Genomic DNA, 12,205 nt, shown 5'->3' on the forward strand with positions numbered 1-12,205 from the left:
TCATGTCTCACCTCACCGAAGATGCTCTCTTTCAATATCACCTCAGCTCCGGCCCGCGCGACGTCGACGTCCAGTCCCACGTTACGGAGTGTCATTCGTGTGCGGGGAGGCTCGAGGAGCTCCAGTCCTTCGTCGGGATCCTGCGGGACCCGGAGTCGTGGGGCAACGGCCGTAAGAGCCCGATGCTCAGCGACAACGCTGTCATCGAATCGCTCGAGCAGATCGAGGTCGATCTCGCGGACGAGCGGGCTGCCGCGGACATCGTGATCGCGCTGACGCCACCTGCCGAGCTCGAGCGGGCGATCACGACCTCCGATCCGACGGCCGGTCTCGTCCACGCGCTCGTCGACCGGTCGTACACGGAAGTCGAGCGAACCCCCGCCGAGGGCGAGCGATTCGCGCGTCTCGCGGTATTCGCATCGTCACGGCTGATGAGCGAAGACTACCCTGCGGTGGTCATCGACACGGCACGGGGACAGGCGTGGCGACAGCTCGCCAATGCCCTCCGGGTACGCGGCAGTTTCGACGAGGCGCTTCACGCGCTCGACGAAGCTCGCGTGGCGTTCGAGAAGACGCCCGTGCCCGATCCCGAGCTCGCTTCGCTCGACTACATCCGCGCTTCGATCTGCTTCACCACGGGAGAGCTCGATGTGGCGCGAACGCTTCTCGAAGAAGCATGTCCCACCTTCAATCGCTTCGGCGATTTGCAGAGATACAGGAATGGCCAGCTGCTCCTCGCCGGTGTGATCGAACGGGCGGGAGACGTCGGCAACGCGGTCGCGATCATGCAGGATCTCCTCAAGGCGACTTCGTCGGACGAGCCTGTTTTCCGCGGAAGGGTCCTTCTCAACCTCGGGGTCTATCTGTTGCGCGATGATCCTCCGCGCGCGGAGTCGTATCTGCAGCAGTCGTGGCGTCATCTCTCCTCGGCCGGCTATCGGAGCAGTGCGCTGCGAGCCCGCTGGAATCTCGGCCGCTGCGCCTGGTACCAGGGCCGCCATGATCAGGCGAGCGAGTTTCTCACGAGCGTCTACGAGGAAGCTGCGGCGCTCGGGCTCGACGTCGAGGTCGCGATGATCGCGCTCGACCGCGCCGAGATCCACCTCGAAAAAAGCGAATACGAAGCGGTCCGCGATCTCTGTGCCGATGCGCTCCGGACGTTCCGACGGGTCGGGGCGCGAAGATTCGCCGCCGAGGCCTTCAGCTATCTCGAGATCTCGGCAAAGTCGGAGTCTCTGACCACCGAGGACCTCCGCTTCGTCCGGAAGTTCTTCGCCTCGGCAACCGAGGGGGAAGTCGCTTTCAGCCCTCCCAACTAAAGATCAAACCGCGGCCTCATGGTGCCTGGCCGGGCGTCCCTCCGTCGCCCTCCGGTCCGGTCCGTGGGACAATTTGTGGGGGCGTGTCGGATTTTTTTTCCCGAAGGGGGTAGGAGAATGCCCTTCTCACCCACTGTATAGGGTGAGGGCGCCCCTCCATCACCCATGAATCCGGTGAAGACCGGAGAAAACGGAGGGATCAAATGCGGTTTATCTGGCTGCTCGGAATTTCTGTGCTTTTTGGTATCGGAGTTGTTTCCCCGATCGACATCGACGTCGCAACCGACCTGTTCAACGGTACAACTATTTCTACCGTCGAGCGTACGGCCGACGACGTCATCGACATCCCCCAGGGAGATGATTGAGGCGGCGTAGAGCTGCGACGCTTTTCTGACGCATGAAAGCAGGGCGAGCGGGTGTCGGCATCCGCTCGCCCGCGATCGATGACCCGGGTTGCGCTTCGCCCCGCCCTCGGGTCATTGGTTTGTCCGGCGTCCGGCATCCCGAGGTGCGGTGCGGGTGGCGCGGGGGAGCAAAACGTCATCCGACGTGTTCCCCGGAATGCCGGACGCCGATCTGTTACGCCGTCCTCGACGACGCGAGCGAAGTCCTCGTATCGGTGGACGCAGGCCCAGGCCCCTCTCCCGGCGTGAGCTGGTCACGCCCCGAACCTCGAGCTGATCGATCCGCTGCATCTCCAGCCGATGAAATGACCGGCCCGGAGGGACAGTAGGCCGATTTCAATCGCGAGCGCGGGCGTAGAACTGGCGCCGCAACTCCTCGACGAAGCGCTCGTCGACCAGCCCGGCCGGGTTACCCTGGAACTCGAGCCCGTTTGCCTCTCGAAACGCGTCCACCGCCTCGGCGGTCTCCGCGTCATAGAGTGCGTAGCGGTCGTCCCACGCGTTCCGCTTCTCTCTCCATGCTGCGACGAGCTCCTCGTAGCGCTTCGGATCGGAGGTCATCAGCTCACGATCGATGTCGAACTCCGGCGGCTCCGGAACCCCTTCCGAGTCCGCCCTCCAGTAGCCGAGCGCGTGGAGCATCCTCTTGAGCTCGATGACGTCGTTGCCGCGAATCTCCGAGAAGCTCCGGTAGCCGAGCCGTCGGGCGGTCCGGTAGTAGATCCGCTTCATCTCCCCGACCGGCTCCTCGTGCTCGCCAACGTCGATCGAGAGCGAGATGTTGTCGCCGCCGCGCCCGGGCTCGTTCGGATCGGCGATCCGGATGGCGGCGCTCTGGAAGAGACCCCACCGCTTGTCGCCCCCCTCCGCCTGCCCTGCCTCGAGCGCCAGAATCATCCGTTCCGCCAGCGCCATCCCGGTGCCGGCCGTCGATTCGAAATGCGCTGCGACAGCTTCGATCACTTCCGGACCGACGAGAATGTTCCCCTGTACGGTGTAGTTCGTCCCCTGTCGGCTTCCCGCCCAGGCTCCCGTTCCGCTCCCCGTATGACTCGCCGTCCTTCCGAGCTGGCGTCGCTCGCGACCCTGGTCGTCCGCCAGGAGACGCTTCAGCACCTCCTCGGGGGCGAACCCCTCCTCTAGAAGGTCGAGCCCCCTCGAGCCGTACTCGACGACCGTCCATGCCTGAGTTGCTACCGCACCGACTCCGGCGCGGACGAACGGGACGGCCCGCCCGACGAACGGAACCCTCGTCGTCACCGCGACACCCGACTCTCTGGTCTCCGGGTCGATCGCGCAGAGCGAAAAGGTCGCGTAGTGCGGATTCCCGTCTGCGCCCACCGCGACTCCGTCCGGCAAGACGACGACCGTCTCCGAGGCAGCGAGCGGAAGAATCGACATGATGGAGAGCAGCAGTGTGGCGGCGAATGAGGTTCTTCGAATCATCAACGATTCCTCCGGCACTTCGGATGATATCGCGGAGCTGGCGAGATCGTCACCGACCTGGAGCGGTCGACTCGAGCGTCGCGGGAACGTTCATATTCGTAAAGATCATCGATTGGTCAGCCTCCCCGCTTCCGCCACTCACCGGGTCTCTCCGCAAAGCTGGATCGGAGTGTGAACGCGCCTACGGCGTGCGCCAGACAGCGAGATCAGAACCCAGATTTGAAAAAGGAGGATGAGATGTTGAGAAAATTCGAACCACAGGCGTACGCGCTGCTCCGCATCGTTTCCGGATTTCTGTTCATGATGCACGGCACGCAGAAGCTGCTCGGCTGGCCGGCGGGCGGTCCCGGCGGCGAGGAAGGTCCTCTTCCACCGCTCATGGTCACTGCTGGCGTGATCGAGATCGTCGCCGGACTGATGATTCTCGTCGGCCTGTTCGCCAGCATCGCGGCATTCATCGCGAGTGGCGAGATGGCCGTGGCGTTCTTCAGGGTTCATTTCCCGCAGGGGTGGAACCCGCTGGTCAACCAGGGGGAGACGGCGGCGCTCTACGCCTTCCTGTTCCTCTACATCGCCGCTCGTGGCAGCGGGATCTGGTCCATCGATTCCGTTCGTGCAGGGGCGACTGCCGAAGCTCGCCTAGACGTCGCCGCCTGATCTCCAGGGACTGCAGATTATGAGGATGTGAGGGTTTGAGATACGGGATTTGAGGAATGTCAGGGAATGAAGGAAGGATCAAGCCCGGCAACTCCCTCACTCGCATCCTCACATCCTTTTATCTCACTCCGCCCGCGGCGTAATTTTCCAAAGCTCGCCGTCCGATTCGTCGGTCACGACATAGAGCACGCCGCCGGCTCCCTCGCGGACGTCGCGGACCCGCTGCCCTCGTTCACCGAGAAGATGTTCCTCGCCGGTCACGCGATCGCCGTCGAACGAGAGCCGCACGAGCGCCTCGGTGACGAGCCCTCCGACGAAGATGCTCCCCTCCCACTCGGGGAAGTCCCCCGAATGGATCTCCATACCGGACGGCGCGATCACCGGATCCCAGTAATAGACCGGATCGACGTAGCCGGGCCGCGTCGTCTCGGCCGTCTGTACCGGATCGCCCGAATACTCCTCGCCGAATGTCACGAGCGGCCAGCCGTAGTTCTTCTCCTTTTCGATCAGGTTCAGCTCGTCACCCCCGCGTGGTCCGTGCTCGATGGCCCAGAGCCGTCCCTGATCGTCGAAGGCCGCCGACTGGAGGTTGCGATGGCCGAAGGTCCAGATCTCCGGGAGCGTGCCGGATTCGTCGACAAAAGGGTTGTCGTTCGGAACCGACCCGTCGGGGTTGATCCTGACGATCTTCCCCATTTGGCTGTCAGGGTGTTGCGCCTGCGGCCGGATCTCTCTGTCGGAGCGTTCGCCGAGCGTGACGAAGAGCTTGCCGTCGGGACCGAAGGCGAGCCGCGAGCCGTAATGGAGCCGTCCGTCGTAGGTCGGCCGGGCGCGGAAGATCACGCGAACCCCCTCGAGGCTCCGTCGATCCTGCGAGAGCGTACCGCGGGGGACGCTCGTCCCGTTCCCTCCCCGACGCGGCTCGGTGTAGCTCCAGTACACCATCCGGTCGCGGGCGAAGTCCGGGCTGAGGGCGACGTCGAGCAGACCACCCTGCCCGCGCGCGTCGACCTCCGGAACTCCTCTGATCGGCTCACCGACCGAGCCCGACGCGGTGACGATCCGCATCCGTCCGGGCTTTTCGGTGACGAGAAGATCGCCGTCCGGGAGAGGCTCGACCGCCCACGGGTTGGTCAGCCCATCCGCGAGAACGGTGAGGTCGAATTCGACGTCGGTCGTCTCTTCACAGGCGCGCGTCTGCTCGGGGAAGGTGGGCTGCTGCCGGGCGGCATTCGGAGATCTCGTCTCGATCGGTTCGCAGGGAGCGGCGTTGGCGGTGCCCTGGCGCCCGCTCGCTTCCGGCTCGCCAGCATTGCTGATCGCCGAAGGGTCGGCGCATGCGGCGAGCGTGAAGGTCACGATCAGTGCGGCGATCCTATTTCGATGATCTTTCGGCATTGTGGAACCTCCTGATTGATCCGGCGTCTCGCTGCAGTCACGAGTCCAGTCGCCGGAATCGCTGGCCAACACGAAGCCCGGTACGACATCGGCGACGCGTTCTTCAAACCATCATTGCGGAGGCCGGAATTGAGCCGGTCCCACTCCATCTCCCCCGCCCGGTCGTCCCGAGCGGGTGGCGAGCTTGAGATTCCGTTTCGATCCAGCGGATCTGCGGGCGGGGGACGAGGGACCTCCAGAGCGAGTACAGAGGATCCAAGCGCAGCGCCGGTGCCGCCTCGCAGACTCGGCGCTTCGCTTTGCCTGACTGTACTTTCATTGGAGATCCCTCGCCCCCCACCCAACCGCACGCTCGGGATGACCGGGGCGGGCAGAAGGGCGGCGCATGAAGTTTGATCACGGCGCCTGGAGTCAGGCGACCCTGCCGTCGAACCATCATGCCAGTCACCGGAATCCCTGACCCACACGAACCTCGGCGCGACATCGTCGCCTGGCACGAGATCGATTCGCTACACGCAAAAAAAAACGCGGCCGGAAGTCTCCAGCCGCGCCGACGAAGTCCGTTTCTCGAAAGTCAGGCCACGTCGAACCGATCCGCCATCATCACCTTGTCCCACGCCTTCACGAAATCGCGCACGAATCCCCGCTCGCACTCGTCGGATCCGTAGACCTCCGCGAGCGCCCGGAGCTGCGAGTTCGACCCGAAGACCAGATCCACCCGCGTGCCGGTCCACTTCACGTCGCCGCTCTTCCGATCCCGCGCTTCGAACACGTCGTTGTCGTCAGAGACTGGCTTCCATTCCATCTCCATGTCGAGCAGATTGACGAAGAAGTCGTTGGTCAGCGTGCCGGGCCGCGTCGTGAGGATGCCGTGCTTGGAGTCCCCGGCGTTCGCCCCCAGAACTCTCAGCCCTCCGACGAGAACTGTCATCTCGGGCGCGCTCAAACCAAGCAGCTGCGACCGGTCGACCAGCAGCCGCTCGGTCGGCACGGAGTACTTCGCCTTGAGAAAGTTGCGGAACCCGTCGGCTTCCGGCTCGAGCGGCTCGAACGACTCGGCGTCGGTCTGCTCCTGCGACGCGTCGGTCCGGCCGGGCGTGAAGGGAACCTCGATGTCATGGCCGCCATCTTTCGCTGCTTTCTCGACCGCCGCACAACCACCGAGGACGATCAGGTCGGCGAGTGAGACCTTCATGCCGTTGGATTGCGCCTTGTTGAATTCCGACTGAATCGACTCGAGCTTCGAGAGCACCTTCTTCAGCTTTTCCGGCTGGTTCACCTTCCAGTCTTTCTGGGGCTCGAGCCGGATGCGTGCCCCATTCGCACCGCCGCGCCTGTCGGAGCCGCGGTAGGTGGACGCCGACGCCCATGCTGTCGAGACGAGGTCGGAGATCGACAGGCCCGAGTCGAGGATCTTCTTCTTGAGGTCCGTGATCGCCTTCGCGTCGACCAGCTCGTGATCGACAGGAGGAACCGGATCCTGCCAGATCAGATCCTCGTCCGGAACTTCCGGACCGAGATAGCGGACGCGAGGTCCCATGTCCCGGTGGAGCAGCTTGAACCAGGCACGCGCGAAGGCATCCTCGAGCTCCGCGAAGTTCTCGTGGTAGCGCCGCGAAATCTTCTCGTAGCTCGGGTCGACCTTCAGCGCGATGTCGGTCGTGGCCATCATCGGGGGGTTCTTCTTTTTCGGATCGTGCGCATCCGGCACGATGTCCTTCCCCGCATCCCCCTTCGGCTTCCACTGCCATGCGCCGGCCGGGCTCTTGGTCAGCTCCCACTCGAAACCGAACAGCATGTCGAAGTAGCCGGTGTCCCATTTGATCGGCGTCGGTGTCCACGCTCCCTCGAGACCGCTCGTGATCGTGTGGCCGGCCCTGCCGCTTTCGAACGTATTCGTCCACCCGAGACCCTGATGGAAGATGTCGGCACCTTCCGGCTCCTTCCCGACGTGCTTCGACGGATCGGCTGCACCGTGACACTTCCCGAAGCTGTGGCCGCCGGCGATCAGCGCGACCGTCTCCTCGTCGTTCATCGCCATCCGGGAGAACGTCTCGCGAATGTCTTTGGCCGCCGCGACCGGATCGGGCTTGCCGTTCGGCCCTTCCGGATTGACGTAGATCAGCCCCATCTGGACCGCGGCGAGAGGATTCTGCAGAACGCGCTCCCCCTCGTAGCGGCTGTCGCCGAGCCACTCCTCCTCGGTGCCCCAGTAGACGTCGGTCTGCGGCTCCCAGATGTCCTCGCGGCCGCCGCCGAAACCGAAAGTCTTGAATCCCATCGATTCGAGCGCGCAGTTGCCGACCAGAAGCATCAGGTCAGCCCAGGAGATCTTGTTTCCGTACTTCTTCTTGATCGGCCAGAGGAGCCGGCGCGCCTTGTCGAGGTTCGCGTTGTCCGGCCAGCTGTTGAGCGGCGCGAACCGCTGACCACCCGAAGACCCGCCGCCCCGGCCGTCGGCGGTTCGATACGTGCCCGCGCTGTGCCACGCCATCCGGATGAAGAAGGGCCCGTAGTGTCCCCAGTCGGCCGGCCACCACTCCTTCGAGTCCGTCATCAACGCGTAGAGATCCTGCTTCAGCGCGTTGTAATCGAGCTTTTTGAACTCGGCGGCATAATCGAAATCCTCCGCCATCGGATTGGCCTGAGGAGCTCCCTGGTGCAGGACGCTGAGGTCCAGTTGATCCGGCCACCAGTCCCGATGCGACCGACCTCTGGCCGGCGCGTGCGCGACGGGGCATTTGAGTACCGTGTCCAACGCTTTTGCTTCCATCTTCCTCTTCCTTCTCCTTCCTTCGTTCCTGCAAGCCAATTGCGGCTCATTCAGTGACTTCGTTCACGTCTTCCCTTGATCACGACCTGGTACTCCTGAATCTCGAAGCCCTCGATCCGGTCCATCCGGCTGACGTCGACCGAATCCCATGGGATGTCGTGGATCTCTCCGGTCTCCTCGTCGATCAGGTGGTGATGCTTCTCGATATTCGCGTCGTAGACCACGCTCGATGTCCCCAGCTTTACCTCGCGGAGGAGTCCGCGCTCGACGAAAAGATGGAGCGTGTTGTAAACGGTTGCGCGCGAAATCATCGGGAAGTTCGGCTGGATCTTCGACAGGACGCTCTCGGCCGAAGGATGCTCCTCGGTTTGGAGGACATATTCGGCAACCGCGACGCGCTGGGCAGAAGGTTGAATGTCGTGCTCGCGGAGGCGCGCGACGATTTCTTCAACGCTTGGATTCTGTCCAGCTTTCATTGGTTTCTAAAACCAATATAGGACTCGTCGCGGGCGGTGACAACCTCGATTAACGGAACCATATCATCCCCGATGGCGAAAATCCTCCGCTCTTGGAAAACCCCACCGCAACAAGCTTGCGCGACGTGCCGCAGCAACGGGAGGCGGCGCCTGCGGCGAGCCGCGCGCTTTGACTAGGTCTGGTAGATCACAGGACGATAGCGAGGTTCAGGGATTGTTCCCCCGGCTTCCCTGGCAGCAGCAAGCCATGCGTCCCGTGCAATCGTTACCTCACGTAACGCCTCCTCAGGCGTCTGACCGAATGCGGAGCATGCCTCCAGATCCGGGATGTCAGCGATCCATCCCTCATCTTCGTCGCTGTAGAACAGGTTGATGTGGTAGTCACTCATCGTCGTTTCTCTCGAGATTGTAACGCTCCACGACTCTCAGAAACTGCCGAAGCTGATAGGGCTTAGCTTTTCCGTGAACTTTCTGAAGATTTAAATGAGCTCCCGCGGCCGCATGTCGGTAGATGTGATGGCTTCCATTCACACGCTTCAACTCGAACCGAATGCTTCGACGAGCCGCTGCAGATCGGAGAACCTGACGTTCGCCAGGTTTCCATCGATCAACCTCCGCAACAGCACTTCATTCTTCATTTTGCCGGAATGGGATCCGAAGCCGGTCGCATAAGATCGATCCGCCCCGGCAGGGGCGGTCAGAAAGTAGCGCGGGGCAAGGCCGGCGCCGCAGGCGACGGCCGCAGCCCCGGGACTGACGTCACGCACACAATCGAGCCCCGGAGGGGCGACAGATTTCGCCCACCCACCAGTTCCTGCCCAATCGAGAGGTCAAGATCGATCCGCCCCTGGCAAAGGGCGGTCAGAAAGTAGCGCGCGGGCGGGTTCCGGCGCGCCCCGGCAGTCGGGACGAACTACTACTTGGCAAAGATGAGATAGATCTGGCCGTCGAGCGCCTCCATCTCCTTGAGCTCGTATCCGCGTTCGGCTTCGAGATTCAGCGCTTCGGTAATCGCCGGCATGGACCCTACGTCGAGGAGGCGAACGAACTTGTATTCGGTCTTACCCCCGGCGTCTGCAAAATCGGTCGCCCCGATCCACATGCCAGCAGCGACTCCAATGGCGATCAGAACCGCTCCCATCAGCCATGATTTGAACGATTTGCTCATCAATTCCTCCTGGTCAACGTCATCGAGGAACTCTATTACCAGGGAGCGCGCGTCATCAAGGGGCTTGTATGCGGGAGCAGTCTCCGTCTGGATGCTGGGCCTGCTTCGCGGCGACGCCCTCCGCCTCGAATGCTGCGCCTCCTTCGAGCAGTCCTCATGAGCGGTCTCGGCGCTCGCAGCCCCGGGTTGGCTCGCGAGGCTCCTCGGTGACGCGCATCACCCCGCCCCCAGGACGGAGGCGTCTCCGCGCCGGCGGGCGCTGCTACGGCCAGCAGCGCCATCGTCAGGGCGAAAGTAAAACGAGCGTCGAAAGCTGCGGCCAGCATCGTCAACCCTATAACAGTGATCGCGTACGCCCTGTCGAGAGACTGTCACAGCCAGGAGTAACCCTCGCGCTACAGAACCGAGCCGGACTGGCGTAAACTAATCGCGAGCCGCGGTCCAGATGGTCGTCGATATATCGGGCTCAACTGACAGGTGGTTCTGCTCTGAGAGTGAGGCGCTAATGTTCGAGGATCTCAAGCCGAAGTCGGCCGAGGAACGCGGTGATGACGATCCGGAGTCGATGCTCGACAAAACGATCATCCTCTTTTACATCGTTGCGGCTTTGAGTGCCGTAATGGCAGTGAGAGTGCTCATGATGTTGGGAGGACTCGAGGCTGTTACCTGGGCGGGTCTGTTGTTCTGGCTGCCTGCAACCGCTGCCATACTCTCGTTCGTGACAGCGCGCGGACTGAGATCGAGAAGTCGATGGGCACTCGTCGTCGGAATTGCCGCGTCGGTGGTCATGCTGCTGAGATTCCCGATCGGAACCATTCTCGGTGTCACGTTCCTGATCGGCCTGTACAAGCTTCACCAGGGGAAAGTGTTGGTCCATTGACCTGACTCGCGGCTCCTGAAACACTCCCCTGGCCACCGTGAGGCTCGCCCGCCGATCCGCTGGCCAAAAGATCGATCCGCCGGGGCAGACCGGCGCAAGTCAGCTGGCGTCGCGCTCTCAATCCACGCGCTCGGCCTTCATCTCCCTTCCGAACAGCATCATGTCGATCCCCTCGGCGCGCCCATTCTCATCGAGACGGAAATCGATCGACGCCGTAGGCTCCACACGAAGAAAGAATTTCGTCGGGCTCACCGGAAAGATCTCCGCTTCCCCCTGACCCGGCATCGACGCGATCAGACGCCCGTCGTGAACGTAAATTGTCGCGGTGACCGGGCCGAAATCGTATCTTCCCGTCAGCGCCTGTTTCTCTTCCTCGCTGAGGCGCACGACCCGCGGCCAGACGAGGGGATCCGGCTGCCCGGCGAATGGTTCCTCGCGCAGACCCGCGATCGGAGCTCCCGAGCCCGGCCCTTCCTTCGCCGCAACGATCTTCTCGAGGATTCCCCATACGTCGCGTCCGCCGACCTCGATTGCATGATCGGTATCGCCGCGGTGCACGTAAACCAGATCGAGCTCCGGCACGATGATGATCGCCTGCCCGCCCGTCCCGGATGCCTGAACGGCCGAGAAGTTCCTCAGGTTCGGATACCGTTCCGCGTTCAGAGCGCCCGGAGCCCAGGTCCACCACATCCGCCCGTATCCCTGCCCCTCGTTGAATGTCTGCGAGATCGGCATCGATGCGTCTGCGACCCACTGCGCCGGGATGATCTGGCGTCCGTTCCACCGTCCCTCGTTCAGCCAGAGCTGTCCGAACCGCGCGAGGTCGCGCGTCGACATCCGGAAGGTCAGCGCGGGATAGCGTGAGCGGCCCGGCTCCCAGACCTCGAAAACATCCGAGGGTGTGTAGTCCTGCATGCCGATGGGGGCGGCGATCCACTCTTCGAAGAGCTCGGCCATCGGCTTGCCGGTCGCACGCTCGAGCAGAACGCCTGCGACGTTGAAGTCCCAGTTGTTGTAGAACCAGTGCGTGCCCGGCAGGTGCGAGCCCCGTTCCGGTCGCCCCTTTTCCTGGCTGGAAGGGGCGTAGGCTGCCTCGTGGTAGACGCCCGACCGCGACGCGACGAGGTCGCCGACCGTGGTGGTCTTCTCCGTGCTCGTGAGCGGCTGCAGATCGTCGATGCCGAGATCGGCCAGCGTGGCATAGAGATCGATCAGGCCTCGCTCCACCGCGATTCCGTAGAGCGCCGAGTAGAGACTCTTTCGAACGGAGTGGAGCTCGAGCTTCCGGTCGACGTCGCCCCACGCATTCAGGACGACTCCATCCACGATCGTCATCACCGCCGCCGACTTCACCTCCTCGGCGTGCTTTCTCGCCAGCGCCATCTGCTCCGGCGAATAGCCCGCCGTTTCGTAGGACGGCCATTGCTGCCACGTGAAGTCCGGGGAACGGTCGGCGATTGGCGCAGTCGAGGTCGCACATGCCGAAAGAAGAAAGGGAAGAAGGAGGAGGAAGGCGGCGGCTCGAAGTCGTCTCATGTGGGATACCTACGCGAGACGGAACGGTTGGTTTTCGCCATCGCGCAACGTGGCCGGTTAGAAACCGGCGTTACACTCCGCGATCGCCGCTTTGCCGACGTAGCGCCGCTTTGCAAGTGGCCGTATCGCCGGTTTTCAACCGGCACGT

At 63.1% G+C, this 12,205-nt stretch carries 11 protein-coding genes and 1 pseudogene; 4 read left to right on the top strand and 8 right to left on the bottom strand.

Translation table 11 applies throughout. The annotated features are described in order from the left end of the window. Positions 1-2 precede the first annotated feature (2 nt). Positions 3-1,319 carry a tetratricopeptide repeat protein gene (locus KY459_09150; protein ID MBW3564878.1) on the top strand — a complete coding sequence of 439 codons (1,317 nt, stop codon included), beginning with the start codon at positions 3-5 and terminating at the stop codon, positions 1,317-1,319. Between the two features lie 203 nt (positions 1,320-1,522). Next, positions 1,523-1,684 (top strand): hypothetical protein, encoded by a 162-nt coding sequence (locus tag KY459_09155; protein MBW3564879.1) that lies wholly within the window; start codon positions 1,523-1,525, stop codon positions 1,682-1,684. Positions 1,685-2,059: 375 nt separating this feature from the next. On the opposite strand, the gene KY459_09160 is transcribed toward KY459_09155, so the two are convergent. Then, a complete protein-coding gene (locus KY459_09160; GenBank protein ID MBW3564880.1) occupies positions 2,060-3,169 on the bottom strand; it encodes a DUF1028 domain-containing protein in 1,110 nt (369 codons plus the stop codon). A gap of 237 nt (positions 3,170-3,406) precedes the next feature. On the opposite strand from KY459_09160, the gene KY459_09165 reads away from it, so the two are divergent. After that, the gene (locus tag KY459_09165) at positions 3,407-3,826 is read left to right on the top strand and encodes a DoxX family protein (GenBank protein ID MBW3564881.1); all 420 of its coding nucleotides are present in this window, start codon (positions 3,407-3,409) and stop codon (positions 3,824-3,826) included. Positions 3,827-3,949: 123 nt separating this feature from the next. Here KY459_09165 and KY459_09170 read toward each other — a convergent pair whose 3' ends face one another. The 6 genes and pseudogenes from KY459_09170 to KY459_09195 form a co-directional block, all read right to left on the bottom strand. Continuing rightward, positions 3,950-5,224: a PQQ-dependent sugar dehydrogenase gene (locus tag KY459_09170; GenBank protein MBW3564882.1), complete on the bottom strand. Its 1,275-nt coding sequence runs from the start codon at positions 5,222-5,224 to the stop codon at positions 3,950-3,952. Positions 5,225-5,798: 574 nt separating this feature from the next. Continuing rightward, a complete protein-coding gene (gene katG, locus KY459_09175) occupies positions 5,799-7,997 on the bottom strand; it encodes a catalase/peroxidase HPI (GenBank protein ID MBW3564883.1) in 2,199 nt (732 codons plus the stop codon). Between the two features lie 50 nt (positions 7,998-8,047). Continuing rightward, on the bottom strand, positions 8,048-8,473 hold the full coding sequence (locus KY459_09180) for a transcriptional repressor (GenBank protein MBW3564884.1): 426 nt from the start codon (positions 8,471-8,473) through the stop codon (positions 8,048-8,050). 173 nt (positions 8,474-8,646) lie between these two features. Further along, the gene (locus tag KY459_09185; protein MBW3564885.1) at positions 8,647-8,862 is read right to left on the bottom strand and encodes a type II toxin-antitoxin system HicB family antitoxin; all 216 of its coding nucleotides are present in this window, start codon (positions 8,860-8,862) and stop codon (positions 8,647-8,649) included. Further along, a pseudogene (locus KY459_09190) lies at positions 8,855-9,111 on the bottom strand (type II toxin-antitoxin system HicA family toxin). The gene KY459_09185 and the pseudogene KY459_09190 overlap by 8 nt, the downstream one beginning before the upstream one ends. A 278-nt stretch (positions 9,112-9,389) precedes the next feature. After that, the gene (locus KY459_09195) at positions 9,390-9,641 is read right to left on the bottom strand and encodes a hypothetical protein (protein ID MBW3564886.1); all 252 of its coding nucleotides are present in this window, start codon (positions 9,639-9,641) and stop codon (positions 9,390-9,392) included. A gap of 505 nt (positions 9,642-10,146) precedes the next feature. Here KY459_09195 and KY459_09200 point away from each other — a divergent pair. Further along, positions 10,147-10,521: a hypothetical protein gene (locus tag KY459_09200; GenBank protein ID MBW3564887.1), complete on the top strand. Its 375-nt coding sequence runs from the start codon at positions 10,147-10,149 to the stop codon at positions 10,519-10,521. 117 nt (positions 10,522-10,638) lie between these two features. Here the strand turns inward: KY459_09200 and KY459_09205 are convergent, their stop codons facing one another. Further along, positions 10,639-12,057 (bottom strand): serine hydrolase, encoded by a 1,419-nt coding sequence (locus tag KY459_09205; protein MBW3564888.1) that lies wholly within the window; start codon positions 12,055-12,057, stop codon positions 10,639-10,641. Positions 12,058-12,205: the final 148 nt, after the last annotated feature.

It is taken from the genome of Acidobacteriota bacterium (genome assembly GCA_019347945.1).
In the GTDB taxonomy this organism is placed as follows: domain Bacteria; phylum Acidobacteriota; class Thermoanaerobaculia; order Gp7-AA8; family JAHWKK01; genus JAHWKK01.

Bases quoted from the DNA above. Each gene is read 5' to 3' on its own strand.
- KY459_09185 (MBW3564885.1), bottom strand. From the start codon at position 8,862: ATGAGTGACTACCACATCAACCTGTTCTACAGCGACGAAGATGAGGGA.
- KY459_09165 (MBW3564881.1), top strand. From the start codon at position 3,407: ATGTTGAGAAAATTCGAACCACAGGCGTACGCGCTGCTCCGCATCGTT.
- KY459_09155 (MBW3564879.1), top strand. From the start codon at position 1,523: ATGCGGTTTATCTGGCTGCTCGGAATTTCTGTGCTTTTTGGTATCGGA.
- KY459_09180 (MBW3564884.1), bottom strand. From the start codon at position 8,473: ATGAAAGCTGGACAGAATCCAAGCGTTGAAGAAATCGTCGCGCGCCTC.
- KY459_09200 (MBW3564887.1), top strand. From the start codon at position 10,147: ATGTTCGAGGATCTCAAGCCGAAGTCGGCCGAGGAACGCGGTGATGAC.
- KY459_09195 (MBW3564886.1), bottom strand. From the start codon at position 9,641: ATGAGCAAATCGTTCAAATCATGGCTGATGGGAGCGGTTCTGATCGCC.
- KY459_09150 (MBW3564878.1), top strand. From the start codon at position 3: ATGTCTCACCTCACCGAAGATGCTCTCTTTCAATATCACCTCAGCTCC.
- KY459_09205 (MBW3564888.1), bottom strand. From the start codon at position 12,057: ATGAGACGACTTCGAGCCGCCGCCTTCCTCCTCCTTCTTCCCTTTCTT.
- KY459_09160 (MBW3564880.1), bottom strand. From the start codon at position 3,169: ATGATTCGAAGAACCTCATTCGCCGCCACACTGCTGCTCTCCATCATG.
- katG (MBW3564883.1), bottom strand. From the start codon at position 7,997: ATGGAAGCAAAAGCGTTGGACACGGTACTCAAATGCCCCGTCGCGCAC.
- KY459_09170 (MBW3564882.1), bottom strand. From the start codon at position 5,224: ATGCCGAAAGATCATCGAAATAGGATCGCCGCACTGATCGTGACCTTC.